Here is a 26234-nt window from a genome sequence, read left to right on the forward strand (position 1 = left end):
GCTGCCGGCTGTTACAGTGCCGGGATGCCGGATGTGGCGGAAGGTGAGACGCGCCTGCAACTGACGCCGCTGCCGACGTCCGGAGGGCGGCGCGCCGAGCAGGTCATGGAAGCCATCCGGGAGGCTCTCGACGCCGGCGTCATGCGCCCCGGCGTGAAGTACTCCGTCTACCAGTTGGCCGACGCGCTCGGGATCTCCCGCACGCCCGTGCGCGACGCGCTGCTGCGTCTTGAGGAAATCGGGTTGATCCGTTTCGAGGCTAGGCAGGGATTCCGCGTCGAGATACCGAACCCGCGGGAGATCGCCGACATCTTCGCGATCCGGCTCGCATTGGAACTGCCCGCAGTGGCGCGGGCCGCGCGGGTGTGCGACGCCGCGCTTGCCGCGCGATTGCACGACCGCATGCGTCTGATGGACGAGGCCATGATCGCGGGTGACACGCGCACCTTCGCGCGCCACGACCAGCTCCTGCACGACGATATTCTGGCCGCCGCCGGTAACTCCCGGTCGAGAGCGATCGTGCAGTCCCTGCGTGAATCGACCAGGTTGCTCGGCGCAGCAACGGCACGGACGATGGCCGACATCGACGCTGAGCACAGCCCCATCGTCGAAGCGATCGTGTCCAACCAGCCGGCGGCGGCGGTCGACATGATGCGCCGGCACCTGACCCGCACCGGACTGCTGCTCGTCAGACAAGCTGTTCACGACCAGAACGCCGACGTCGACGGTGATTCGGTGTGGTCCGAAGCCGTCGATGAGCATCTTCCGGCGCGGAGGTAGGCCGGTCAGTCGTTCTTCGCCTCGTAGCGCAACAAAACCGTGCCGCCCGGAAAGGTGCGGTTCTCCAAGAGTCGCAGCGAGATCCACGACGGCAAGCTCGGGAAGAACGGGATGCCGCCGCCCACGGCGGTGGGTGCGAGCACGATCCGATACTCGTCCACCAGTCCGGCCTGCACGATCGGCGCGGCCAGCGTCGCGCCGGCCACCTCCAGTTGGCCGTCGGTCTCGGCCTTGAGCTTCGCCACCACCTTTACGGGGTCGCCGCGCTCGAGGCGGGAGTTCCAGTCGACCGACTCCAGGGTCTGCGAGAACACCACCTTGGGCATGGCGCACCAGATGCGGGCGAAGTCGACGATCAACGGGCCGGCGTCCGGGGCCTCGTCGGCCGTCGGCCAGTACGCGGACATCAATTCATACAGCCGCCGTCCGTAGAACGACACGGCGGTCTCGCGTTCGAAGTCGTTCCAGTATTGGTGCAGTTCCTCGCTCGGATCGGACCAGTCGATACTGCCCTGTGCATCGGCGATGTAGCCGTCCAGCGACACGGTGAAGCCGTAGATGAGTCTGCCCATACGGATCAGACTGCACCGCAGCGCCGAACTCATCGGGTGGCGGGGCGCCTACTGTGCAACACATGCCTGTCGAGAACCCCGAACTGGTCTCCGGCTACGCGGCGCGCTTCAACCCGGCGACCCTGGACGGGCACGCGGTGAGCTCCCCGCTGGGCTTGTGGTTGCTGCTGGCCTTGATCGGGCCCGCCACCGAGGGGAGCGCCCGCCGCGACCTGGAAGCCGTCCTCGGCACGTCGGTGGGGGACGCCGCGAACCGGGCCGCGGCGCTGCTCGGGGAACCCCATCCTGCGGTGTCGGCGTTGGCCGCGGTGTGGGACCGCAACGTAGGCCAGGCGTTCGATGAATGGGCGCATACCTTGCCCGGTGTCGTCGAACGCGGACCGGTGCCCACGCAGGCCTTCGCCGATGACTGGGCGCGAACCAACACGAACGGCATGATCGACGAATTCCCCCTGCAGATAGATGAATTGACCCGGTTGATCCTCGCGTCAGCGCTGGCGACAGACATCGCGTGGAGCATCCCGTTGGGTACCACCGAAGAGTTGGGCGGGCAGTTCGGGGCGGCGATCCGCCGTGCGCTCACCCTCGACCACGGGATCCAGTTGATCGCCGACACCGCCGCGGCAGGCCTGGTCGCGGTGGCCGCGCCAGGCACCCGCTCGGCGCTGGAGGTCTTCAGCGTGATCGCCGCCCCCGACGTGGCGCCACGCGCCGTGGACGCCGCGGCGCACCAGGTCGCAGCGATGCTGCGAGGTGACGCGACGTCCGCCCGGCGCGTACCCATCGAGGACCTGGTCGACGGGCATGCGTGGACGGTCACCGAACGACGGGAACAGCGCTCCGTAGGCCCCGATGTACAGGCCGACTGGCAGAGCTATCTGCCGGCATGGTCGGCGAGAAGCGATCACGACCTCAAGGACGCCCCGGGGGTGCGACCGGTGGTCGAAGCCTTGACGGGATTCCTGCGGCCGGAAGATCAGCCTGCCCAGTTCACCGCCAAGCAGGCGGCTGTCGCGTCCTTCAGCAAGGCCGGATTCAAGGCCGCGGCGGTGACGGCCATCGGCTTGGTCGCCGGATCGATGCCGTCCTTCCAGGAGGTGCTGATCAAACGAATCGTGTTGCGCTTCAACCGGCCCTACGCGGTTCTGGCCTGTGCCGCCAGAGATCGCGGGCCGCAGTCGTGGCGCGGTGTGCCGGTGTTCAGCGCCTGGGTGACCGAGCCGGAGGACACCGCGGCCGAACTGCCCGGGCAGGTACGACCGGTCCCTGTCGTACCCCGCTGAGCGTCAGGTTTGAGGTCGTGACGCTTCACGGTTTCGACGTCGTCGGCCCGCGTTCGAGGAACCGACCGTGCCCACGGCGGTCGTGCACCACACCGTCGGAGACGATGACCGTCCCACGGCTGAGCACGCAGCGGATGGCGCCGGCAACCGTCCACCCTTCGTACAAGCTGTAGTCGACGTTCGACGGCGACGTGGTGGCCGACAGCCGGGTTTCGCCGGCGGGGTCGAGCACCACAAGGTCGGCGTCGGCACCCACCATCAGGCTGCCCTTGCGCGGATACAGCCCGAACAGCCGCGCCGGGTTGGTGGCCGTGATGGCCACCAGGCGCTCCAGCGAGATGCGGCCGGACTGCACGCCGCGGTCGAACAGGAGCAACAGGCGGTATTCGACCCCGCCGACACCGTTGGGAATCTGCAGGAAGTTGTCCCGCCCGGCGTCCTTCTGGCCCTGCATGCAGAACGGGCAGTGGTCGGTGGAGATGACGTCGATGTCACCTCGGCCGACACCGTGCCACAGGCGGTCCTGATGGTGGGGTTCGCGAAGTGGCGGCGTCATGACGTACCGGGCGACGTCGAACTCGTCACCGTCGTAGACCGAGTTGTCCAGGGTCAGGTAATGGGGACAGGTCTCGGCGTGTACAGGCAGTCCTTTCGCTTTGGCGGCGGCCACCTCGGCGAGGGCTTCCGCACACGAGATGTGCACGAAATAGATTGGTGCTTCGACCAGTTCGGCAAGGACGGCGGCGCGGTGCACTGCCTCGGCCTCCAGTAGCGTCGGCCGGGTATGGCCGTGCCACTGTGGCGATGTCCGCCCGGCGCGAAGCGCCCGGTGGGTCAGCACATCGATGGCCGAGCCGTTCTCCGCATGAACCATCGTCAGCCCGCCGGCGCCGGCCATCCGCTCCATCGCGATGAGCAGGGTGCCGTCGTCGACCATCAGCTCACCGGGGTAGGCCATGAACAGTTTGATGCTGCTGGCGCCGGAGGTGACGAGCTCGTCGATGCCACGTACCCGGTCATCGCCCAGATCCCGCACCACGACGTGGAATCCGTAGTCGACGACCGCCTGGCCCTCGGCCGCGCTCACGGAGCGTTCGAGTGCGGCGGGCAGCGGCTCGCCGAACTGTTGCATGGCGAAGTTGATGATCGTCGTGGTGCCGCCGGCGGCGGCAGCGGCCGTGCCGGAGTACGCGGTGTCGGCGGTCTTGGTCGTCAGGGACGGAAAGTCCAGGTGCACATGGGGATCGACACCACCGGGCAACAGTACGCATCCGGCGGCGTCGATGACTTCGTCGGCGTCGATGGCGAGATCGGTCCCGAGTGCGGTGATGATGCCGTCGCGGATCACCACGTCCGCGGCGAATCGTTCTGCCGCAGTGACGACCGTGCCACCCTTCACCACGGTGGTCGTCACGGTGCGGTCGCCTTGGGGCCGGGCCACAGACCGGCGTCCCGGACACAGCGTTCGAAGGCTGCCGCAGCGCGCAGCACCACGGCGTCCCCGAGGTGAGGGCCGATGAGTTGAATGGCGACCGGTAAACCGGTCGTGGTCATTCCGGACGGCACGCTGATGGCGGGCTGACCGGTGAGATTTGCGATGGGCGTGAATCCCTGCCATGTGGTCGGGGTGACGGTCTGACCGTCGATCTCGGTGGGCCCCTCGCCGTCCAAGGGGAAGGCGGGCACCGCACTGGTCGGGGTCAACAGGAGATCGAACCGCGCCATGACGTGGGCCATCTCGTTGACCACGGCCTTACGCATCATCTGGGCCTGCGTGAAATCTTCAGCCGTCCAATCCTGCCGGAGCATCGACACCAGCTTCGGCGACATGCCGTCTCCCAGGTCGGTGGCCATTCTGCGCATGCCCACCAGGTCGGTCTCGGACATGATCAGCGCGGTGAAATGGGGTGCCGGATTGGGCCAGCCCGGCACGAACCGCTCGACGGATGCACCGAGGCCCGCGAGCAGATCGGCCGCGCGATCGGCGGCTGCCCGCACCTCCGGATCGACCGGCAGGTACCCGTAGTCGCTGGTGTAGCCGATCCGCAGGCCGCGGACATCCGGATTCCGGGTCGTCGTGACCCAGTCGACGTCACCGGCCGGTAGCGTGTGCCGGTCGCGTGGATCGGGACCGGCCAACGCAGCCATGATGAAGGCGACATCGTCAACCGAGGTGGCCAACGGGCCGATGTGTTCGATGCTCTCCCAACCGGATACACCCGGATACCGGTGATCGCGGCAACCTGGGAACACCGGCACCCGGCCCATCGCCGGTTTGAACCCGACGAGCCCGTTCAGTGCGGCCGGAATGCGCACCGAACCCCCGCCGTCGCTGCCGAGCGCGAAAGGCACCACACCCGCGGCGACTGCGGCCGCGGACCCGGCGCTGGAGCCACCCGGGCTGCGGCTCACATCCCACGGATTGCGGGTGTCCGGAAACAGCAGATTCTGCCCGGCGGCGGAGAAGCCGAACTCGCTGGCGTTGGTCTTACCGAGGCTGATCGCACCGGCGTCGTCGAGTCGCTGGACCGAGATGTCGTCGGTATCGGGGACGAAGTCGGCGTAGGCAGCTGAACCGGAGGTGGTACGGATTCCCTTGGTACAGATCAGGTCTTTGACAGCGTAGGGCACACCGGTCAGTGGCCCGGCAAGTCCGTCGCGCAGCAGGTGTTCGGCGGCGCGTGCACGGTCCCGTGCGATCTCGGGGGTAGGGGTACAGAAGGCGTGGATGTGTGGTTCGGTGGCTGCCATCCGCTCCAGGGCGGCGTCGATGACCTCGACAGGTGAGATCTCGCCGGCCGCGATGCGCCGGGCGAGGCCGATCACACTCTCCGTGGTGGCCGCTGCCGTGGCGGTGTCGGACAGGCTCATCACGCGGCATCCGTCTGTGCGACAACGGGTGTGGCGGTGAGGCGCTCGGCGCCATACTGGCGGGCCGCCTCGAACAACGCGTAACCTGCCGCCGCGGCAACGATTCCGACCAGTGCATCCACGGAGCCGGGCACCAGGTAGTGCGACGCCGTGGCCGCCGCAGCACCGAGGACCCAGGCCGCGAAGGCGGTGGGGCGGTAGGCGAGCGCGGTTACCGATCCGCGGCGCAGGATCAGCTGGTCGACGATCAGCACCGCGCCGATCGGCGGAACGAAGATGCCGAGCAGGTTCAGCCAGTCGAGGAAGTACGCCCAGACTCCGGTGGTGGCGACCACCAGACCGACGATGCCCAGCGCGATCGCGATGGTCCGCATACCCCGCCTGGTGATCCCCGACCAGCCGACGGCGCCGTTGTACAAGCAGTGCGACGCAACCGAACCGAGGTTGATGAACACGAACGCGACGGCGACGATGGTCAGCAGGGTGCCGTGCCCGGTCAGCAGGTTCAGGAAGCCGCCGCCGTCGGTGGCGGGGTTGCTCGATCCACCGACCGCGACGACCAGGCCGCCCACCGCGTAGGCGATCGCGTTGGCGACCGGGAACGCGGTGAATGTGGCAGCCACCGCCGACCGCCCGCTGGTCGACCAGCGGGTGAAATCCGCTGTCATGGTGCCGGAATCGGCGAAGCCGGCGATGACGATGCTGACGGCGGCACCGAATGACAGCGCGGTACCGGTGCCGTGGTAGGACGCGACGTCTGCCAGTGACGTGCCCGCTTGCGCGCTACCGATGATCAGCGCCGCGACGGCCAGCACGATGAACAGCGGCGCGGCGATCATGCCGAGCCACGACAGTGCGCGGATCCCGATGATGGTGACGGCGGTGTACAGCACCCCGCCGAGTATCGCGCCGACCATCGCCGACCAGCCCAGTGCGCCGTGCAGAGTTGTTCCGGTCAGTCCGATCTGGAACGAGAACCAGCCCAGCACCACGGTGGCCAGGAACGCCGCGGCCACGACGCGGCCGCGCTCACCGAACGTGGCAGCGGCCTGCAGTGAGAAACTCTTACCGGTTTTCCCGGCGATGTAGCTCAGGGCGCCGACATAGCCGAACAGGACGATGTTGCCGAGCAGGATGGCTCCCAGGCCGGCAACGGTACCCAGGTTGTAGACGATCACGCCGCCGAAAACCGCGTTGCCGAGGTTCATCGGGAAGCCGAACCAGACCGCCGCGATGGAGGTCAGGCTGCGGCGGGCGTGTGCCGGTACCGGTTCGTGCTCGTATTCGGCACCGAGTTCGAGATGCGTTTCGTGGGTTGGCGAGGACATGTTTGCTCCTACATTGTTCGAGGCGGGCGGGGTGTTGCAGGCGTGCGGGGACGCCACCCGACTGGCGGGTGTCGGGCGGGTGATGGACGGTTTCTAGAGTCGGGCGGTATCGCCCGGCTCGGGCGCGACGGTGCCGAACAAATGGTTCAGCACCCGGGCACGATTCACCTCGATGTGTTCGTGCGACAACCGCTGTGCAAGGTCGGCATCTCCGGTGATCAAGGCCGCCAACATGATTCGATGTTCGGCCCACAGCAGTTCGGGCTCGTCGTTCTGCAGGTTGATCCAGTGCAGCCGGCCCTCGATCGGTTCCAGCATGCCGACCAGGATCGTGTTGCGCGCCATCTGCGGGACGAGGTCGTGGAACTCGACATTGCAGTCGTGCAATGTCTTTCGGTCCTGTTCGGCAATGGCGTACTCGGCCCGGCGGGCGAGTGCCTGAAGCAGGCGGATGTCGTCCTGCCCGGCGTTCTGGGCAGCCTTGCGGAAGGCCATCGTCTCCAGGGCTTCGCGGACGTCGAACAGTTCCTCGACATCGACGCGGGAGAGCTGCCGGACGATCACGCCGCGGGTGGCGAGCATCTCCACGAAGCCTTCGGCGTTGAGCATGCGCAGGGCCTCCCGCACCGGCAGCCGCGACACCTGGAAGTCGGTGGCGAGGTCGCGTTCGACCAGTCGGGTGCCCGGCGGATAGGTGCCGTCGGAGATGCGGTCGCGGATGCGGTCGCGAATGAATTCGCGCAGCGGTCTGCCGGGAACTGCGGTGGCCTGGTGGGACGACACGGCATCCAGTATCGGGGTGGCCACGTCAGCTCGCCCCCGAGTTGGCGGTTGGATCGAGAAGTGCCGTGACCTCGCGGGCCGCGGCCTCCAGTGCGCGGCGGTCGTCATCCGACCACGGTCGCTCGCTGATGCTGTGCACCGAAAGCCAACCGGCCATGACACTCCCGAGGACGATCGGCGTGAGCATCTGGGCACGCACACCGTAGATGTCGGTGAGTGCCTGGGGCGGAAACGGTGCGACCGCGAAGTCCGGTTGCACCAGCGCTACCCGGTTCGTCTCCAGCCAGCGCACCGTCTCCAGATCACGTTGGGGCAACGAGGCGTCCGTGCGAATGGATTTCACTGCGGGACCGCAGGATTCAGCGGCACAGGTGGCAACCGAGAGGCCCGCGTCGGGCAGGTCGACGCGCAGTGTGGTGCGGTCGGCACGGCTGGCGTCGAGTAACCGATCGACGACGTGCTGCATGCGCGCGCGGAGGGCGCCGTGGGTGAGGAGTTCACCCGCCCCGGGCAGGCGCAACTGGTGGTCAGCGACCGCCATGGCGTGCCAGACCGTCGCTGCGATCGAATCGAAGACCGGTAGTCCGATCTGGGCGCCGGCGCGCGCGGCGACGGCCACACCGTCGACGTTGGTGCACAACACCACGACCGCGTCGGCGCCGTCGGCGGCGTGCCGGACCATCTCGGTCAGCGCGGGTGTACCCATTTCGGCGAACTCGAAGTTGTCCGACAAGCCCCGATACTGCTGGCTGGTGACGTCGAAGCCGTTGTGGTCCAGTTCTTTTGCGATGCGCGCGGAGACCTCGGCGGTGTATGGGCTGACGATGCCGAGCCGGCGCGCGCCGTAGGCCTGGCAGGCCGCGAGCACGGCCAGCGTCGACGTGGTCGCCGGCACACCGGTCGCGGCGGTCAGCCGCCGGCACAACGCCCGGTCGCGGTCCACGCCGAGCCATGAACCGGAGGTACCTGCCCAGGCCAGCGCGTCCGGACGGCCGTCAGCCAGCAGCTCGGCGGCATCCTGCATGGTGCTGCCGTCGAATTGGTCATCGGAGCTGTCGTCGAGGCCAATACGGGTGACGCGGACCCGGGCGAAGTGCGCGGTCGCCTGGCCTCGGACGAGAGCGGACACGGCCGGTTCCAGAGCCGTATTCGACGAGGGGGTGATGAAACCCAGCCGTACGTTCACTGCTGCTCCTTCCCGTCCGTTTTGGGATCCCAAAAAGAATCGATGGCGCGGTGTCGTCTTGTCAACCGCCGCGACGTGCGGGGGCTGACGTCGGGCTGACGGCCTAAATTGATGCCTGAACTGTGCTGATGGTGCGCCTCGGCCGGGCGCCCGCGATGGGGCTGACCAGTTTTGGGATCCCAAATTTTACGCAGCTGTAGCGTCGGCAATGCGGCTGCCATCTGTCGGTAACGCGGGCGACAGATCGGTGCCTCGTCGCCGCGACGACACCTCGCCGCGCTGGCATGATCGCCGGATGTATCACGACCTGCCTGCGACGCCGACGAACGTCCACTGGGGTTACTTCGACCGTTCCCTGGCTCCGGTCCTCACCGTCGCGTCGGGTGATCTGGTGGCCGTGGAAGCGCTCACCCACCACGCCGGTGACGCACCGGACTTGTTGATGGATGCTGGAATTCGCGCTGTCTTCGAGGAAGTGACCGACCGCGGGCCGGGCCCGCACCTGCTGACCGGACCGATCGCCGTGCAGGGCGCCCGGCCCGGGGATGTCCTGCAGGTCGACATCCTCGAAGCGACACCACGGCTGCCCTATGGCTCGAATCTGGCCGCGCACTGGGGATATCTCTACGACCTCACCGGCGCCGAACGCGTCACCATCTACGAACTCGATGCCGGCGCCCTGCGCGGGCGGGCCTTGTTCGGCTACGACTGGAGCGCCACGCCTTTGGCCGATCAGCCCGGCACCGTCGTCGACCCCGCCACCATGGTGCGGGAGCCCGCGCTGCCCGGCGTGACCGTGCCGCTGCGCCCGCATTTCGGCACCATGGGGGTGGCCCCGGCCGACGGTGGCCGGGTGTCCTCGGTGCCCCCGGGTGATCACGGCGGCAACATCGACAACTGGCGGATCGGCGCGGGTGGGCGGATGTACTATCCGGTGCACACCCCGGGTGCGCTGCTGTCGATCGGTGATCCGCATGTGTCCCAGGGTGACGGCGAGATCAGTGGAACGGCGCTGGAGGCATCGTTGAATGGGTTGTTACGGTTGACCATTCGCCGTGATCTTCCGATCACCGTACCGGTGCTGGAGACGACGACCGAACTGCTCGTGCACGGCTTCGGCGACGACCTGGACGCCGCGATGCGGGCTGCCGCGTTGCGCGCCCTCGACATCTTGCAGCGGCTGTACGGTCTGTCCCGCGCCGATGCGTATTCGTTCATGTCGGTGGCGGTCGACTTCACCGTCACCCAGGTGGTGGATCAACGCCAGGGCGTACATGCCCGGATCGACAAGCGCTGTTTCACCGGCCAGTGGGGGACCGCAGCATGATCCGCGCCTTCACCTTCAGCCCGGCCGATGGGGTGCCGCCTTCGGTGGCCCCGTTCGCACACGCGACCGCTGCCGGCCACACCCTGCATGTGACCGGGCAGATGCCCACCGACACCACCGGCACGGTGGTGAGCCAGGACATCGCCGCGCAGACCGATCAGGTGCTGGCCAACCTGTGCAAGGTCACCGAGTTGTGCGGCGGGGGACTCGACGATGTGGTGTCCGTGCGGGCCTACCTCACCGACTGGTCGGAGTACGACGCGTTCAACGCCGCGTACGCCGCGTGGTTTCCCGACCGCCTGCCGTCGCGCACCTGCGTGGGCGTGACCGGACTGGCGGTGGGTGCGCGCGTCGAGATCGACTGGGTGGCGTGGCGCAGCGACGGGTGGGGATCGCTCTAATATCGCCGTATGGCAACCGATTCCGCAGCTGTGCGCCGCTGGTTCGACAACTACCTGGAGACCTTCGCCGCGGCCGCACGCGGTGAGCAGGACCTGTCGACATTGCTGACCCGGTACGCGGTGCCGCTGCTCATCACCACCGACGACGGGGTGGTGCCGCTCACCACAACCGACCAGGTGGCCTCGGTGATCCAAGGGCAGGTCGACGGACTGCGTGCCCAGCGCTACGCCCGGACCTCCGCACTGAACATCGAGGTTTCGGTGCTCAACGCGAGCTCGGCGCTGTGCCGCGGATCCTTCGTCCGAGAAGACGTCGCAGGCGCCGAGTTGGACCGGCCCGTGGTCACCTACCTGGTTGCCGACGGAGCCGACGGGTTGCAGATCGCGGTACTCGCGTCCCACACCGGCTGACCGATTCATCCACAGTGCCCGATTCATCCACAGGTGAGGTCCCGGCGGCACCGACCGGCCGAATTTCGTGGGTGCCGTTGCCTACCGTCGGCTCATGGACACCGAATCGCCGGCGCAACGGCTGACCCGGCGCATCGGCACCACACCGGAGGCTGACCCCGAGGAAGAGACCGACACGTCGTTGTCGCGGTGGCTGCCCGAGCACTCCCGCAGCTCCGGGGACTGGATCGCCGCGCTGCGGGCCGACCCCGGCCGGGCCGGCGTGATAGCCCTGATCGTGGTGGGCCTGCTCGCGGTGCTGGTCACGGTTTTCACCCTGATGCGAGACCGCACACCACCCGTCGCCTCGGCGAATCTTCCCGAGGTGCAGATGGTTTCGTCGACGGCACCGACACCGGGGCCCGTCGATGGTCCGGTGGTGGTCAGCGTGGTGGGTCTGGTGCACATGCCGGGCCTGGTCACGCTGACGGCGGGCGCCCGGATCGCCGATGCCCTGCAGGCCGCAGGCGGCCCGCTGGACGGGTCGGATCTGGTCGGTCTGAACATGGCACGGCGGGTCACCGACGGGGAACAGATCATCGTCGGCATCACCGCGCCGGCGGGGGCTCCGTCGCCGATGGGCAGCTCGGTCAGTTCCAGCTCCACGTCCAGCGTCGCGCCGGCAGCGCCGGGTGCCGGCCCCGGTGGCGCGATCGTGGATCTCAACACCGCCACCGCCGAGGACCTCGACGCGCTGCCCGGTGTAGGACCCGTGACCGCCGCGGCGATCATCGCGTGGCGTGCGGCGAACGGCCGCTTCGGCAGCGTCGACCAGTTGGGGGAGGTCGACGGTATCGGCCCGGCCCGCCTGGAGAAATTGCGCGACCTGGTGCATGCGTGAGCACCGATCGGCCCCCGCTCGACGTCCGGCTGGTACCCGCCGCGCTGACCAGCTGGGCGGTGACCGCAGCCGGGATCATCTGGTCGGTCGGCGTGCTCATGACGGTGGTGGCCGGGGCAATCGCGGCATCGATGTTGTTGCGGTGGTGGACTATTCGGGCGGCGGCGAACAGGGACGGCCCGGTCTTCGGTGCGGCCGCGGTGCTCGGGGTAGGTCTGGTCGGAGCCTGCTTTGCGCTGTCGGTCGGGCTGCGGGCACACGAGGTGCGCCACCACCCGATCCTCGCCCGGGTGGGCACAACGGTCACGGTCACCGTGACGCCTGCGGAGAGTCCGCGCGTGCTCACCGGCGGGCGGTTGCTGTTCCGTGCTGCGCTCCAGCAGGTCGCGGGGGCCCCGACCGACGGCGCGGTGACGGTGTTCGCGCCCGGCTGGCGTGGCGGCGAGGTGACCGCGGGCCGCCCGACGACATTCCGGGCCCGCGTCGGGCGGCCCACCCGCCCCGACCTGACGGTCGCGGTGCTCACCGCGGCCGGCGAACCCACGGTCGGTTCGGCGCCGGCGGCGCAACGGCTGGCAGGCCGGATCCGCGCGGCCTTCGCGGCGACGGCCCGATTGACTCTGCCGGTTGATCAGGCCGCGATGCTGCCGGCGCTGGTGCTGGGGGACACCTCGGCGGTGAGCGCGCCCGCCGCCTCCGACTTTCGCACCGCCGGCCTCACCCATCTGACCGCCGTATCGGGCGCGAACGTGACGATCGTGTGCGGGGTGGCGCTGCTGTCGGCGGCGCTGGTCGGCCCGAGGATCGCCGCGCTGTTCGCGTTCCTGGTGCTGATCGCTTTCGTCGTCGTGGTCGAGCCGTCGGCCAGCGTGCTGCGTGCCGCGGTGATGGGCGCCATCGGACTACTCGCGGTGGTGTCGTCGCGGCGGCGGCAGGCCATCCCCGTGCTGGCGTGCAGTGTGATCGCGCTGATGATCGGTGCACCGCAGCTCGCGGTCGACATGGGGTTCGCGCTGTCGGTCGTGGCGACCGCCGCATTGGTGCTCATCGCCCCGGTGTGGTCGGCCAGGTTGGTCGACCGGGGCTGGCCGCGGCCGCTGGCCGCAGCGGTCAGCGTGGCGGTCGCCGCCCAATTGGTCACCGCCCCTTTGGTGGCCGGGATCTCCGGGCGCTTCAGCGTGCTGTCGGTGGCGGCGAACCTCGTGGTGGCCGCGGTGATTCCGCCGATCACGGTGATCGGGACCGCGGCGGCGGTGCTGGCGGCGTGGTGGCCGTCCGGCGCCGGGCTGCTCATCCGGTTCACCGGGCCCGAACTGTGGTGGCTGCTGCAGGTGGCGCATCGGGTCGCGGCAGTGCCGGGAGCTTCGGTGCCGGTGCCGTCCGGGGCGGCCGGGGTGGTGGTCGTCGCGGTCGTGAGCATGGCCCTGGTGTGGGGCTGGCGCTGGCGGTGGGTGCGCATGATCGTCGGTGTGGGCGCCGTGGGGTTGTTGGCGTGGACCGTGTCCGGCGTTGTCGGGCCGTCGTGACACCATCTTCAGGTGAGCGAAGCGACCGCGGGACTACACCTGGTGCTCGGCGATGAGGAACTGCTCGTCGAGCGCGCCATCGCGGGTGTCCTGCGCGCGGCCCGCGCCAGTGCCGGCACCGCGGACGTCCCGGTGGACCGCCTGCGCGCCGGCGAGGTGAGCACCAGCGAGCTGGCCGAGTTGCTCAGCCCATCGCTGTTCGCCGATGAGCGCGTGGTCGTGCTGGAGGCGGCCGCCGAGGCCGGCAAGGACGCGGTCACGCTCATCGTCTCGGCAGCCGGGGACCTTCCGCCGGGCACCATGCTCGTCGTCGTGCACTCCGGCGGTGGGCGCGCCAAGGCGATGGCCGACCAGCTGAAGAAGATGGGCGCCGAGGTGCACAACTGCCCGAAGATCAAGTGGCCCAACGAGCGCGTCGACTTCGTCAAGAACGAATTCCGCAAGCTGAAGATCAAGGTCTCGGAGGACACCGTCCAAGCGCTGGTCGACGGCGTCGGCTCGGATATCCGTGAGCTGGCGGCGGCGTGCTCGCAATTGGTGGCCGATACGAACGGACAGGTCGACGTCGTCGCCGTGCGTCGGTACCACGGCGGCAAGGCCGAGGTGAAGGGCTGGGACATCGCCGACATGGCGGTCGTCGGGGATGTGTCGGGCGCTGCCGAGGCACTGCGCTGGGCGATGCTCAGCGGCGAGCCGCACGTGGTGCTGGCTGACGCGTTGGCCGAGGCCATCCACGCCATCGCGCGCGTCGGTCCGCAGTCCGGCGACCCCTATCAGTTGGCCTCCGAGCTGGGCATGGCGCCGAAGCGAGTGCAGAAGATCCAGAGGCAGTCACGGCGCTGGTCTCGGGAGCGGGTGGCGCAGGCCATGCAGGTGGTCGCGGCGCTCAACGCGGACGTGAAGGGCGTCGCCGCGGATGCGGACTACGCGCTGGAGCGTGCGGTGCGCAAGGTCGCCGAACTCGCGAGCGATCGCTAGGCCCGGAGACGACGAAACGCGCGTGGGCCGGTGGGCCGCACGCGCGTATCAGTCGTGTCTGAAGTTGACCGTCAGATGCTGTTGACGGCGAGCGCCAGGGCGGACTTCTTGTTCGCGGCCTGGTTCTTGTGGATCACGCCCTTGCTGGCGGCCTGATCGAGCTTGCGGCTGGTGGCGACCAGCAGCTCGCCGGCCTTGCCCTTGTCGCCGGTCTCGATGGCATCACGCAGTCCGCGGACAGCCGTGCGAAGCGACGACTTGACGGACTGGTTGCGCAGACGGGCGCGCTCGTTGGTCTTGATGCGCTTTTCCTGCGACTTGATGTTGGCCACGCGTGTAAATCCTTCTGAACGTCGGTTGGAATACGAAGTCTGATTGCCCGGCTGGGTAAACATGACTGGGCAGCGGTTGTTCAGGTTACCAGCGGATGGCCGGATCTCCCAAAGCGAGACCGACTGGCCTGCCGAAAATGCACATCTGGGGCAGCATTGACAACCGTGAGCCTACGAACACTGCCCAACGAATCGGCGCGGACGTCACGAAACACCTCCGGCACCATGAAACGCCAGGTGGGGATCTTCGGTGGCTACAACGGCCGGGGAAGTTACTCCGAGGCGTTCGACGAGATGTTCGACGCACAGGGCAACGTGCGCGGGCCCTACAAGGGCATCTTCGCCGAACTCTCGCCATCGGATGCCTCCGAGTTGGAGGCACGCACGGAGGCGCTCGGCCGGGCGTTCATCGATCAGGGCATCACCTTCTCGTTGTCGGGCCAGGAGCGGCCGTTCCCGCTGGATCTGGTGCCCCGGGTGATCTCGGCGGCCGAGTGGTCGCGGCTGGAGAAAGGCATCACCCAGCGGGTCAAGGCGCTGGAGATGTATCTCGATGACATCTACGGCGATCAGGAGATCCTGCGTGACGGCGTCATCCCACGCCGGCTCATCACCTCCTGCGAGCACTTCCACCGCGAGGCGGTGGGTATCAACCCGCCCAACGGTGTGCGCATCCACGTCGCCGGCATCGACCTGGTGCGCGACGCCCAGGGCACCTTCCGGGTGCTCGAGGACAACCTGCGCTCGCCCTCCGGGGTGTCCTACGTCATGGAGAACCGCCGCACCATGGCGCGGGTGTTCCCCAACCTGTTCGCCTCCCACCGGGTTCGAGCGGTGGGGGACTACTCCTCACATCTGCTGCGGGCGCTGCGCAAGGCGGCAGCCACCAACGAGGCCGACCCGACGGTCGTGGTGCTCACTCCCGGTGTCTACAACTCGGCATATTTCGAGCATTCGCTGCTGGCCCGGCAGATGGGTGTCGAACTGGTCGAGGGCCGCGACCTTTTCTGCCGCGACAACACCGTCTATATGCGCACCACCGAGGGGGAGCGGCAGGTCGATGTCATCTATCGCCGCATCGACGACGAGTATCTGGATCCGATGCAGTTCCGGCCCGATTCGGTCCTCGGGGTGGCCGGGTTACTCAACGCCGCCCGCGCCGGCAACGTGGTGATCTCGAGTGCGGTCGGTAACGGCGTCGGTGACGACAAGCTCGTCTACACCTACGTGCCAACCATCATCGAGTACTACCTGGGGGAGAAACCGCAGTTGGCGAACGTCGACACGTTCCGCTGCTGGCTCGACGACGAGCGCGAAGAGGTGCTCGACCGGGTCGCCGAACTGGTGATCAAACCGGTGGAAGGGTCCGGCGGCTACGGCATCGTGTTCGGGCCGAACGCCAACGAGAAGGAACTCGCGACGATCAGCAAGAAGATCCGGGCCGACCCGCGCGGCTGGATCGCGCAGCCGGTCGTGCAGCTGTCCACGGTGCCCACCCAGATCGGCGACCAGCTGGCACCCCGCCACGTGGACCTGCGGCCGTTCGCCGTCAACGACGGTGACGACGTGTGGGTACTGCCAGGAGGTTTGACGCGGGTGGCGCTGCCGGAGGGCTCGCTGGTGGTCAACTCCAGCCAGGGTGGCGGCTCCAAGGACACCTGGGTGCTGGCCTCGCGCACGTCGGCCGCCGACCGCGAGCTGGCAGCCGCCAAGGTGGTGCGCTCGCTCCCCGATGCCCCGAAGACCGGCACCCCGTCGGTCGCAGAAAAGGTGTCGCGCAACGGCAAAGCCGGCCGGGAGGGCAAGGGCGAGCAAACCCAGCAACAGCAGACCCGGGATACCCGCCATCAGTCGGGCGCCCAGCCCGAACAACAGCAGCAGCAGCAGGCGGTGGTCGACTGATGCTGGCACGTAACGCGGAATCGCTGTACTGGATCGGCCGCTACGTCGAGCGCGCCGACGACACCGCCCGCATCCTCGACGTCGTGGTCCATCAGCTGCTCGAAGACTCCAGTGTCGACCCCGACCAGACCTCACGGGTGCTGCTGCGGGTGCTGGACATCGAACCACCGGAACAGCAGTTGGACGTGTGGTCCCTGACCGACCTGGTCGCCTTCGGTAAGGACACCAAAGGAGGGTGCTCGATCGTCGAATCCATCACCGCTGCCCGGGAAAATGCCCGTGGTGCAAGAGAAGTCACGTCCACCGAGATGTGGGAGTGCCTCAACACCACGTACAACGCGCTCGCCGAGCGGGAACGGGCTGCTCGCCGGCTCGGTCCGCACGAATTCCTGGCCTATGTCGAGGGCCGGGCGGCGATGTTCGCCGGCTTGGCCGACTCGACCCTCTCGCGTGACGACGGGTACCGGTTCATGGTGCTCGGCCGGGCCATCGAACGCGTCGACATGACGGTGCGCATGTTGTTGTCGCGCGTCGGTGACAGCGGCTCCTCACCGGCCTGGGTGACGGTGCTGCGTTCGGCCGGTGCCCACGACACCTATCTGCGCACCTACCGCGGCGTCCTCGATGCCAGTCGGGTGGTCGAATTCATGCTGCTGGACCGGCTTTTCCCGCGTTCGGTGTACTACTCGCTGCGACTGGCCGAGCACAGTCTCGACGAACTGTTGCAACGCAGACACAGTCGGATCGGGTCGACCGCGGAAGCGCAGCGCCTCCTGGGCAGGGCGCGCAGTGAGCTGGAGTTCCTCCCGCCCGGGGCGTTGTTGGAGTCGCTGGAAGACCAGCTGGCAGCACTGCAGCAGACCTGCGTCGACGTCGGTGAGGCCTTGGCGTTGCAGTACTTTCATTCGGCTCCGTGGGTGGCGTGGACCGATGCCGGGCGCGCCGGCGGCGCGGTCATCGAAGAGGGAGAGATCTGATGTGGCGCATGCGGGTGGTCCACGCGACGGGCTATGCCTACAAGTCACCCGTCACGGCGTCGTTCAACGAGGCACGCCTRACGCCCAGGTCGGATTCGCGACAGAACGTCATCCTGAATCGGGTCGAGACCGTGCCGGCTACCAGGCAGTACCGTTACGTGGATTACTGGGGCACCGCGGTGACGACCTTCGATCTGCATGCCCCGCATGCCGAATTGGAGGTGACGGCGTCCTCCGTGGTGGAGACCGAGAAGCCCGACCTCCCAAAGGAATCGGTGAGCTGGACGGACCTGGAGTCGATCGCAGTGATCGACCGGTTCGACGAGTTGCTGACCCCTACGCTTTACACCCCGGCCAGCAAGCGCATCGAGCGGGTGGGCCGGCGGATCGCCAAAGAGAACGCTCCTCAGCAGGCCGTCATCGAGGCGGCCCGCTGGGTGCACGGTGAGCTCAACTACGTCCCCGGGACCACCGGGGTGCACTCCTCGGGCTTGGATGCGCTGCGCGAAGGCAAAGGGGTCTGTCAGGATTTCGCGCACCTGACGCTGATCTTGTTGCGCGGTATGGGTATTCCGGCCCGCTATGTGTCGGGATATCTGCATCCGCGGCGCACCGCCAAGGTCGGGGACACCATCGAAGGTCAGAGCCACGCCTGGATCCAGGCGTGGACGGGCGACTGGTGGCATTACGACCCGACCAACGACAAGGACATCAACGAGCAGTACATCAGCGTCGGGGTCGGCAGGGACTACGCCGACGTGACGCCGCTCAAGGGCATCTACTCCGGCGAAGGTTCGACCGACCTGGACGTCGTCGTGGAGATCACCCGGCTGGCCTAGGCTTCGGTGCACACGCCGGCATGCACCTCGACGCGGTGCAGGTCGTCACCCAGTTCGATCTGGCGGGCGAAATGCTGTGCGGCCCTTGCTCGCCAGTCCTCCTCCTGACCGCGGATGAGGGCGGGCACGTAGTGCGTGAGGATCAGGATGCCGACCCCGGCACGGGTGGCCGTGTCGGCAGCCTGCTCCACCGAGGAGTGGTAGTCGCAGATGTCGCGAAAGCGCTGCACGGGCATCTGTTCCACCAGATCCGTGCGGATGGCGGTGTGCACCAGCGCCCCGGCCCCGGCGGCCAACCCGTCGAGCCCGGCACACGGCACGGTGTCCCCGGCCAGCACCACCGAAGCGCCGTCGTGCTCGACCCGGAACCCGATGGTCGGGGTGACGGGTCGGTGGTCGGTGGGGCCCACCAGGATTCCCACGCCGTCGCGATCCCAGACCTGACCGTCGGTGTGTTCGTGCACCTGCACCGCGGGTGGTGCGGTGATGTCGGCGTGGTGGGCGATCCGGTACCCGATGTCGTGCGAGAACGCCTTCAGCGTGGCATCCACCACGTCGGCGGTGCCCGGCGGTCCGATGATCTGCAGCGGCGCCGGATCCGGAGTGAAGGTGCTGATCCACCGCGTAATGAGGACATCCCCGAGATCGGCGATGTGATCGCTGTGCAGGTGGGTGAGGAGCAGCGCGCTGAGCGCACCCGCACCTGATCCCGCGGCGGTCAGGCGCTGCAGCACACCGCGTCCGCAGTCCACCAGGAACGTCTGGGTGCCCGCACGCACCAACGTCGACGGTCCGGCGCGGTCGGCATCGGGGATGGGACTGCCGGTACCGAGCAGGGTGACCTCGATCATGGCCACTACCTAACTCCACATCGTCGGGTGGGGGACCGGAATGGTCAGATGGACCGGCGAACCCGCAGTTTCAATAGCCTATGGATAAAAAATGATAAAAGGCGACTTGAAGTGGTTCTTCACAGCTTCCCCTCATCGAAATATTTCCATGATCCATTTACTGATCCGAAACAGTGCGGCAACAGAGCCTGCCTACGTTGAAGAGGTCACGGCGTCTGTGGCGACCCAACTGCCTTCCGAGTCACAGGAATTCATATGGCAACATTCATCGAACAACGGACCATCGGCGCGATTCCGGAGGAGGAGCGGCACGGCCGGGCCTGGCATCTGCTTCCGCTGTGGTTCTCCCTGAACGCGACCGTCATGGCCGCCACCACCGGCGCCATCGGGATCTCCGTCGGTGCCGGCCTGGTGCCCACGCTGATCGCGATCGTCGTCGGCAACCTCATCGGATCGGTCTTCATGGCCTACCACTCGGCGCAGGGCCCGCAACTCGGCCTGCCCCAAATGATCCAGAGCCGAGCACAATTCGGCTTCTTCGGAGCGGCCCTGCCCAACCTGCTGGCCATCATCATGTACGTCGGGTACTTCTCCGGTGCCGGCGTCATCGGCGGACAGGCCATCGCCAGCATCTTCGGCATCTCGACGGCCACCGGCATCATCATCTGCAACGCGATCACCTGGTTCATCGCTTTCGCGGGCTACCGGGTCATCCACGCCTTCGACCGCGCCATGGCCGTCGTTTCGGTCATCGTGATGGTGTTGCTGTTCGTGGCGGCCATCGGGCACATGGGTTCCGCGCCCCCGGCCGAGAGCCATCCGAGCTTCGCCAACTTCTTCCTCATCCTGTCGATCGCGGCCAGCTGGCAGATCACCTTCGCGCCGTACGTGTCGGACTACTCGCGGTACCTACCGAAAAGTGAGGGAGGCGCAAAGACGTTCTGGTACACGCTGGTCGGCAGCTGCGCCGGATCCATCCTGTTCATGGCGCTCGGTGCCATCGTGGGTGTCTACGCGCTGGAGAGTCTCAGCGGCGACGCCATCGTCTACCTGTCCGGGCTGCTGCCGGTGGGTGGCACGGTGATCGCGATCATCCTGGTGCTGGGGATGATCGGGGCGAACTGCGACAACCTGTACGGGCCGTACATGGCGGGCCTGTCCACCGTCACCCAAGCCGGTGGGCCCCCGCACGTATCCCGTCTGGTGCGCGCCGCGGTGACGGGCGGATTCGCCCTGCTGGGCACCGCCATCGGCATCTTCCTGTCCGGCGATTTCCTGGCCAATCTGCAGAACCTCATCATGCTGCTGCTCTACATGCTGGTGCCGTGGACGGCGATCAACCTGGTCGACTTCTACCTGATCCACCGCGGCCGCTACGACGTGACCGAGATCGTCTCGATGCGTGGCCGCTACGGCCTGGTGAACTGGAAATCCATCGCCACCTACGCGGTTGCCGTCGTCGCGCAGATTCCCTTCATGAGCTGTGCGCTGTTCGTCGGACCGGCGGCCACCGCACTCGGGGGCGTCGACATCGCCTGGGTCGTCGGGCTGGTGGTCGCCGGCGGCCTGCACTACGCGCTGAACCGGTCGGCCGCCGCCGACGACGCCGACATCACCGTCCCCCCACTCACCGCCGCGACAGCGGTCACCGCCTGACCTCCGAAGGAGTTCCCATGCCATTCGACTACTCCCGGCTGACCGCCACCTGTGCGGTGGAAGCGCCGGAGAACGCCATCACGCTGCCACCCGAGGCGTACGGCAGCGACGAACTGTATGCCGACGAGGTGGATCGTGTCTTCAAGCGAGGCTGGATCCCGTTGTGCCGCATCGAACAACTACCGTCGCCGGGCAGTTACTACAGCATCGACATCCTCGGCACCCCGCTGGTGGTCACGCGTGACCGCAGGGACGACATCCGGGTGATGTCGCGCAACTGCACCCATCGCTGGATGGAGGTGTGCAGCGGCGCCGGCGAGGCGGGCGTGCTGCAATGCCCGTATCACCTGTGGTCCTTCGGTTTGGACGGCCACCTGGCGGGCGCGCCCGAGATGAAGCAGTCCGCGGGCTTCGACCGGAAAGACTACGGGCTCAAGCAGTTCCGGCACGAGATCTGGAAGGGTTTCGTTTTCGTCAACTTCGACGGACAGGCCGCCCCCGTCGCCGAGCAGCTCGCTGGGCTCGCGACGCAGGTCGATCCGTATGACTTCGAGAACTACCAGATCGTCGAACACACCGACTGGGGTGTCTGCGACTGGGACTGGAAGATCATGGTGGACAACTTCATGGAGTGTTACCACCACATCGGCCCGCACCGCGGAACACTGGAGGACGAGTTCCCCGCCAAGCTCAGCTACACCGGTGACGGCGGCCCGTACTTCACTACCATGTGGTCCCGCCAGGCAGACGGCTATCCGGCGGAGGAACCCTTCCTCGCACCGGGCGCCGCGACGCTGACCCCGGAGCATAGCCACAAGCTGTTGATCTTCATCGCCTATCCGCTGCTGCAGATCTCGCTGGGCCCGGGCTTCATGTACTGGCTCAAGACACTGCCGGTCGGTGCAGGCAAGGTCGAGATCCACCTCGAGATCGCGATGTCACCGACCGCGCTGGCCGCACCCGACTTGGACGCCCGGCGTAGCCAGCTCGTCAAATCGATCTGCGACATCCACCGCGAGGATCTCGACGTCTGCGCCGCCGTGCAGAAGTCGGTACGGGCCGGGGTGACCTCGACCGGGCGGCTGTCACACCTGGAGCAACCGCTGTGGGAGTTCTACCGCTATCTCGGGCGTGAGCTGGGAATCGTCTCCCACACCGCCGATCTCGCTTCCGCAGGCTGAAAGGGCCAATAATGACAAGCACTTTGAACGGACACGTACAGCGCACCGCCGTGACGGAGGTCGCCGAGCGGCTGGCCGCGGCCGGCGTCAAGTACGCCGCCATCAGCTTCGTGGACATGCATGGCAAGCCGAAGGCCAAGATGGTTCCGCTGAACCACCTCGGGCAAGCGGTCAGGGGATCGGAGATGTTCACCGGGGCGGCCCTCGACGGCGTCCCGCAAGACGTCAACGACGACGAGGTCGCACCGCACCCGGATCTCGGCGGTGCCATCATCACGCCCTTCAACAAGGAAGTCGCCTGGTTCCCGGGCGATCTCTGGATCGGTGACGCGCCCTTCGAGGCCTGCAGCAGGCAGATTCTCAAGCGGGTCACGGCCGATGCCGCGACGCTGGGTTACACCTTCAATCTCGGCATCGAGACCGAGTTCTTCTTGCTCACCGACGACCGGGCCGGCACCCCGGCGCCGGCCAGCCTGGACGACAATCTCGCCAAGCCCTGCTACGACCTGCGCGGCCTGCTGCACAACTATCCGGTCGTCGATGAGATCGTCACGGCGATGAACGATCTGGGCTGGGACGTGTACTCCTTCGACCACGAGGACGGCAACGGCCAGTTCGAGACGGACTTCACCTACACCGACGCGGTGAGCATGTCCGACCGGCTGGTGTTCTTCCGGATGATGGTCGGGGAGATCGCCCGCAAACACGGCCTGTTCGCGTCGTGGATGCCCAAACCGTTCGCCGATCGCACCGGCAGCGGCGCGCACTACAACATGTCGCTGGCCGATGTCGACGGGGTGAACCTGTTCGAGTCGGCCGACGATCCGCGCGGTTGTGGGCTGTCCGAATTGGGTTACCACTTCACCGCCGGGGTGCTGCGCCACGCCTCGGCGATCTGCGCCGTGATCGCCCCGACCGTCAACAGCTACAAGCGACTGGTCAAGCAGGGCAGCATGTCCGGGCTCACCTGGGCGCCGATCTTCGCGTGCTACGGCGACAACAACCGGACCAACATGATGCGTATCCCGAAGGGCGGGGGACGCGTCGAGTGCCGCGCCGCCGACAGCGCCAACAACCCCTACCTCGGTGCGGCGCTGATGCTCGCGGCCGGGCTGGAAGGTATCCGCGAGGGCCTTGATCCCGGGGAGCCCAACCGGGACAACCTCTACAATGTCTCCGAACTGGAACTGGCTGCCCGCGGTATCGGGTGGCTGCCGCGATCCCTCGGTGAAGCCATCGACGCCATGGAAGCGGATCCGTTGGTGCGCCGGGTCTTCGGTGACGCGATGTTCGAATCGTTCGTCGCCGAGAAGCGTGCCGAGTGGGACTCGTTCACCGCCCACGTCTCGTCCTGGGAGACCGACCGTTATCTGAGGTTCTGGTGATGCTGCGCTGGGAGGAACTCAGCTCGACGCAACTCGCGGCGGCCGTGGCCGCCGACCCTGCCCTCGTCGCGCTCATCCCGGTCGGCGCCACCGAGCAGCACGGGCCGCACCTGCCCGTCGGAACCGACACCCTCATCGCCACCGCGGTCGCCGAGGCGGCTGCGGGTGGTGATGCCCCCGCCGTCGTGCTGCCGCCGATCGCGTACGGCGCCAGCCAGTTTCACGGCACCGAACTGGCAGGGACGGTGGCGCGCTCCGGCGCGGACACCGCCGCCGGTGCCTACCAGGTGGCGCGGGCCTGCTTGGACTCCGGGGTGCGGCGCATCCTGTTCGTCAACGGGCATGTCGGCAATGCGGCCCCGCTGTGGCTGGCGTGCGACCGCTTCCGGCGCGAACATCCGCACGGCCAGATCGGCGTCATGCAGTGGTGGGACCTGACCCCGGAGATCGCCGCGCAGGCGACCGCCGACGCCGTCGACTGGCACGCCAACGCCGCCGAGACATCGATCATGCTGGCGTTGCGGCCCGAACTGGTGCACACCGACCGTTTCGCGGAGGCCGATGACCCCGACCGCACGGCCGGGCTGGTCTTCCGCTACGCGGTGGGGCAGGTGTCGACCAACGGGGTGACCGGCTATCCGTCCCGCGCCTCCAAGGAGCTCGGGCTGGCACTGTGGCGCGATATCGCCACCGCCGCGCGAAATATCGTGGCGCAGGCCCGGGCCGAGCAACCGCCGCTGGCGTAACGATCCGTTCTAGAATGCGCCTCGTGCCACCACCCGAGCGCAAGGCGCAGGTCCGTGCCATCGGACGTCCGCGTCTTGACACGGGACCGGAGACCGGCGGCGGCCCGCCCGAGTCGCCGCGCACCGGCATCGTCAACGCGGCCACCAAGCTGTTCTCCGAACGGGGCTACGCGCAGACCACGATGAGCGACATCGCGCGGGCGGCCGGTTTGCAGCAGTCGTCGCTGTACTACTGGTTCCGGAACAAGGAGCAGCTGCTGCAGGAGACGCTGCTGGTCAACCGCGCACCGCTGAAGTTCATCGCCGACGTCGGAGCCGGCTCGGGATCGCCCGCGGTCAAGCTGTACCGGCTGCTGCGCTTCGACACCATGCAGCTGGCGATGTCGCCCATCGACTTCAACGAGATCCAACGGATCGCCCATGAGCAGCGCAGTGAGTTCCACCAGTTCTGGACCGACTACGAGCGACTGCGCCAGTGGGTCGTCGACCTGATCGGCGCGGCGATCGGCGAGGGCAAGTTCATCGAGTGCGACCGCGAGGAGACCGCGGGGCTGTTGCTCAACTTCGACGAGGGCGCGCAGAAGCGGACGCGGTTGCATCCCGACAGCGGGGACCGCGCCGAGGAGGCCATCCGGGTCGGCGAGCAGGTCGCCACGATCGCGGTGCGAGGACTGCTGAAACGCCCCAGCGAGATCGGCCGCATCACGGCCCAAGCCGCGCAATTCGACGACGCGGCCGTCGCGCTGCGTGTGAGCCCGCACCCGACCGATTGAGGCGGCGGCCGGGACTTTCGTCTGGCGCCGAACCGACCTACTCTGGTGTGACCCACATCACCAGGGAGGTCCGATGCGCATCTCCGACGTGCTGAAAAGCAAAGGATCCGCGGTCGCCACGATCGCGCCGGAGACCACGGTCGCGGTGCTGCTGGCCGGTCTGGTGGGGCGCAACATCGGCGCCATGGTGGTGGTGGGTCCGGACGGCCCGGTGGGCATCGTCTCCGAACGCGATGTGGTCCGCCAACTCCACGAGTTGGGTGCCGAGCTGCTGCAACATCCGGTCTCCGACATCATGACCGCGCATCTGGTGTACTGCTCACCCGGCGATTCGGTGGACAGCCTGAGCGCGGCGATGACCCACAACCGGGTGCGGCACATCCCGGTGCTCGATGACGGGCGGCTGGCGGGGATCGTCAGCATCGGCGACGTCGTGAAGACACGGATGCAGGAGCTGGAATCCCAGCAGGAACAACTACAGGCCTACATCACGCAGGGCTGAATATCCTGGGCGCTGTGACCAACGTCGACGTCCGTCCCGCCACTCGCGCCGATATCGCCGAATTGTCGAAGGTGCTGGGCCGCGCTTTCGACGACGATCCGGTGACCAGTTGGATGCTGCCGGACCCGGCGGCCCGGCGACGCAAACTGCACCGCGTGTTCGCGGCGCTCACTCGGTATCACCATCTCTCCCGCGGTGGGGTGGAGGTCGCCGCCTCGTCGGGTTCCGGGATCGGCGCCTGCGCGCTGTGGGATCCGCCGGGGGAGTGGAAGCACACGACCGCCGAGGAACTGCGTGCCATGCCGGGTCTGCTGCTGACCTTCGGCGCCACGGTGCGTCGCGGGTGGCAGGCCTCGGAGCTGATGAAGCGCCACCATCCGGAGGAACCGCACTGGTATCTCGCCGTGATCGGGAGCGACCCCTCGGTGCGTGGCACCGGACAGGGCCGGGCGCTGATGCAGTCACGGCTGGATCGCTGCGACGCCGAGCATGCCCCGGCGTATCTGGAGTCGAGCAATCCCGCCAATATCGGCTACTACCAACGCTTCGGCTTCGAGGTGACCGGGGAGGTCACGCTGCCCGGCGGGGGACCCTCGCTGTGGCCCATGTGGCGGCAGCCACGGTGAGGCAGATGTGGCGGCAGCCACGGTGAGGCAGATGTGGCGGCAGCCACGATAAAAACGGCGGCGGCGGTTTCGGCGCATTGGTCGAGTCCGAAAGGTGATATCGCCGGCGGTATCACCTTTGAGACTCGAGTGCCGCCT

General features: G+C 67.6%; 26 protein-coding genes. 18 read left to right on the top strand and 8 right to left on the bottom strand.

The genetic code is table 11. The features are described 5' to 3' along the window. Positions 1 to 24: 24 nt before the first annotated feature. Positions 25 to 780: a GntR family transcriptional regulator gene (locus AC1DY7_RS12770; RefSeq protein ID WP_477494057.1), complete on the top strand. Its 756-nt coding sequence runs from the start codon at positions 25 to 27 to the stop codon at positions 778 to 780. Positions 781 to 785: 5 nt separating this feature from the next. On the opposite strand, the gene AC1DY7_RS12775 is transcribed toward AC1DY7_RS12770, so the two are convergent. After that, positions 786 to 1352, bottom strand: a complete 567-nt coding sequence (locus AC1DY7_RS12775) for a dihydrofolate reductase family protein (protein ID WP_477494058.1) — start codon at positions 1350 to 1352, stop codon at positions 786 to 788. A gap of 62 nt (positions 1353 to 1414) precedes the next feature. On the opposite strand from AC1DY7_RS12775, the gene AC1DY7_RS12780 reads away from it, so the two are divergent. Further along, a complete protein-coding gene (locus tag AC1DY7_RS12780) occupies positions 1415 to 2635 on the top strand; it encodes a hypothetical protein (RefSeq protein ID WP_477494540.1) in 1221 nt (406 codons plus the stop codon). A 25-nt stretch (positions 2636 to 2660) separates the two neighbouring features. On the opposite strand, the gene hydA is transcribed toward AC1DY7_RS12780, so the two are convergent. The 5 genes from hydA to AC1DY7_RS12805 form a co-directional block, all read right to left on the bottom strand. After that, on the bottom strand, positions 2661 to 4049 hold the full coding sequence (gene hydA / locus AC1DY7_RS12785; RefSeq protein ID WP_477494059.1) for a dihydropyrimidinase: 1389 nt from the start codon (positions 4047 to 4049) through the stop codon (positions 2661 to 2663). Further along, on the bottom strand, positions 4046 to 5506 hold the full coding sequence (locus AC1DY7_RS12790; RefSeq protein ID WP_477494060.1) for an amidase: 1461 nt from the start codon (positions 5504 to 5506) through the stop codon (positions 4046 to 4048). The genes hydA and AC1DY7_RS12790 overlap by 4 nt, the downstream gene beginning before the upstream one ends. Next, positions 5506 to 6834 (bottom strand): purine-cytosine permease family protein, encoded by a 1329-nt coding sequence (locus AC1DY7_RS12795; RefSeq protein WP_477494061.1) that lies wholly within the window; start codon positions 6832 to 6834, stop codon positions 5506 to 5508. The genes AC1DY7_RS12790 and AC1DY7_RS12795 overlap by 1 nt, the downstream gene beginning before the upstream one ends. A 93-nt stretch (positions 6835 to 6927) precedes the next feature. Then, on the bottom strand, positions 6928 to 7617 hold the full coding sequence (locus AC1DY7_RS12800; protein WP_477494062.1) for a GntR family transcriptional regulator: 690 nt from the start codon (positions 7615 to 7617) through the stop codon (positions 6928 to 6930). Positions 7618 to 7642: 25 nt separating this feature from the next. Then, on the bottom strand, positions 7643 to 8803 hold the full coding sequence (locus AC1DY7_RS12805) for a maleate cis-trans isomerase family protein (RefSeq protein WP_477494063.1): 1161 nt from the start codon (positions 8801 to 8803) through the stop codon (positions 7643 to 7645). Positions 8804 to 9011: 208 nt separating this feature from the next. Between AC1DY7_RS12805 and AC1DY7_RS12810 the strand changes: the two genes are divergently transcribed. The 6 genes from AC1DY7_RS12810 to holA all read left to right on the top strand — a co-directional run bounded on the left by AC1DY7_RS12810 (position 9012) and on the right by holA (position 14326). Further along, positions 9012 to 10130, top strand: a complete 1119-nt coding sequence (locus tag AC1DY7_RS12810; protein WP_477494064.1) for an acetamidase/formamidase family protein — start codon at positions 9012 to 9014, stop codon at positions 10128 to 10130. After that, positions 10127 to 10531, top strand: coding sequence for a RidA family protein (locus AC1DY7_RS12815; protein ID WP_477494065.1), 405 nt, complete (start codon positions 10127 to 10129; stop codon positions 10529 to 10531). Before AC1DY7_RS12810 ends, AC1DY7_RS12815 begins: the two co-directional genes overlap by 4 nt. Positions 10532 to 10540: 9 nt before the next feature. Next, entirely contained in the window at positions 10541 to 10942 is a 402-nt protein-coding gene (locus AC1DY7_RS12820; protein ID WP_477494066.1) for a DUF6841 family protein, read from the top strand. A 94-nt stretch (positions 10943 to 11036) separates the two neighbouring features. Beyond that, complete coding sequence (locus AC1DY7_RS12825) at positions 11037 to 11822, top strand: ComEA family DNA-binding protein (protein WP_477494067.1); 786 nt, start codon at positions 11037 to 11039, stop codon at positions 11820 to 11822. Then, entirely contained in the window at positions 11819 to 13348 is a 1530-nt protein-coding gene (locus AC1DY7_RS12830; protein WP_477494068.1) for a ComEC/Rec2 family competence protein, read from the top strand. Before AC1DY7_RS12825 ends, AC1DY7_RS12830 begins: the two co-directional genes overlap by 4 nt. A 12-nt stretch (positions 13349 to 13360) precedes the next feature. Continuing rightward, positions 13361 to 14326, top strand: a complete 966-nt coding sequence (gene holA / locus AC1DY7_RS12835; RefSeq protein WP_477494069.1) for a DNA polymerase III subunit delta — start codon at positions 13361 to 13363, stop codon at positions 14324 to 14326. A gap of 71 nt (positions 14327 to 14397) precedes the next feature. Here the strand turns inward: holA and rpsT are convergent, their stop codons facing one another. Further along, positions 14398 to 14658: a 30S ribosomal protein S20 gene (gene rpsT, locus AC1DY7_RS12840; protein ID WP_477494070.1), complete on the bottom strand. Its 261-nt coding sequence runs from the start codon at positions 14656 to 14658 to the stop codon at positions 14398 to 14400. A 225-nt stretch (positions 14659 to 14883) separates the two neighbouring features. Here rpsT and AC1DY7_RS12845 point away from each other — a divergent pair, with 225 nt between their 5' ends. Genes AC1DY7_RS12845 through AC1DY7_RS12855 form a run of 3 tightly spaced genes read left to right on the top strand, consistent with a single transcriptional unit; the run spans position 14884 to position 18376 of the window. Further along, a complete protein-coding gene (locus AC1DY7_RS12845) occupies positions 14884 to 16560 on the top strand; it encodes a circularly permuted type 2 ATP-grasp protein (protein ID WP_477494505.1) in 1677 nt (558 codons plus the stop codon). Next, positions 16560 to 17537 carry an alpha-E domain-containing protein gene (locus tag AC1DY7_RS12850; protein ID WP_477494071.1) on the top strand — a complete coding sequence of 326 codons (978 nt, stop codon included), beginning with the start codon at positions 16560 to 16562 and terminating at the stop codon, positions 17535 to 17537. Before AC1DY7_RS12845 ends, AC1DY7_RS12850 begins: the two co-directional genes overlap by 1 nt. Next, a complete protein-coding gene (locus AC1DY7_RS12855; protein ID WP_477494072.1) occupies positions 17537 to 18376 on the top strand; it encodes a transglutaminase family protein in 840 nt (279 codons plus the stop codon). The genes AC1DY7_RS12850 and AC1DY7_RS12855 overlap by 1 nt, the downstream gene beginning before the upstream one ends. Here the strand turns inward: AC1DY7_RS12855 and AC1DY7_RS12860 are convergent. Continuing rightward, positions 18373 to 19227, bottom strand: coding sequence for a ribonuclease Z (locus AC1DY7_RS12860; protein WP_477494073.1), 855 nt, complete (start codon positions 19225 to 19227; stop codon positions 18373 to 18375). The two genes, AC1DY7_RS12855 and AC1DY7_RS12860, sit on opposite strands and share 4 nt — an antisense overlap. A 255-nt stretch (positions 19228 to 19482) precedes the next feature. On the opposite strand from AC1DY7_RS12860, the gene AC1DY7_RS12865 reads away from it, so the two are divergent. From AC1DY7_RS12865 to AC1DY7_RS12895, 7 genes are all read left to right on the top strand, one after another. Further along, entirely contained in the window at positions 19483 to 20883 is a 1401-nt protein-coding gene (locus AC1DY7_RS12865; RefSeq protein ID WP_477494074.1) for a purine-cytosine permease family protein, read from the top strand. A 17-nt stretch (positions 20884 to 20900) separates the two neighbouring features. Continuing rightward, positions 20901 to 22064, top strand: coding sequence for an aromatic ring-hydroxylating oxygenase subunit alpha (locus tag AC1DY7_RS12870; RefSeq protein ID WP_477494075.1), 1164 nt, complete (start codon positions 20901 to 20903; stop codon positions 22062 to 22064). Positions 22065 to 22075: 11 nt separating this feature from the next. Then, positions 22076 to 23449, top strand: a complete 1374-nt coding sequence (gene glnT, locus AC1DY7_RS12875) for a type III glutamate--ammonia ligase (protein WP_477494076.1) — start codon at positions 22076 to 22078, stop codon at positions 23447 to 23449. Next, positions 23449 to 24195 carry a creatininase family protein gene (locus tag AC1DY7_RS12880; RefSeq protein ID WP_477494077.1) on the top strand — a complete coding sequence of 249 codons (747 nt, stop codon included), beginning with the start codon at positions 23449 to 23451 and terminating at the stop codon, positions 24193 to 24195. The genes glnT and AC1DY7_RS12880 overlap by 1 nt, the downstream gene beginning before the upstream one ends. Positions 24196 to 24209: 14 nt before the next feature. After that, entirely contained in the window at positions 24210 to 24968 is a 759-nt protein-coding gene (locus AC1DY7_RS12885; RefSeq protein WP_477494078.1) for a TetR/AcrR family transcriptional regulator, read from the top strand. Between the two features lie 73 nt (positions 24969 to 25041). Continuing rightward, positions 25042 to 25470: a CBS domain-containing protein gene (locus AC1DY7_RS12890; RefSeq protein ID WP_477494079.1), complete on the top strand. Its 429-nt coding sequence runs from the start codon at positions 25042 to 25044 to the stop codon at positions 25468 to 25470. Positions 25471 to 25484: 14 nt separating this feature from the next. Further along, the gene (locus AC1DY7_RS12895) at positions 25485 to 26096 is read left to right on the top strand and encodes a GNAT family N-acetyltransferase (RefSeq protein WP_477494080.1); all 612 of its coding nucleotides are present in this window, start codon (positions 25485 to 25487) and stop codon (positions 26094 to 26096) included. Positions 26097 to 26234: the final 138 nt, after the last annotated feature.

This window comes from Mycobacterium sp. P2_H7 (genome assembly GCF_056403275.1).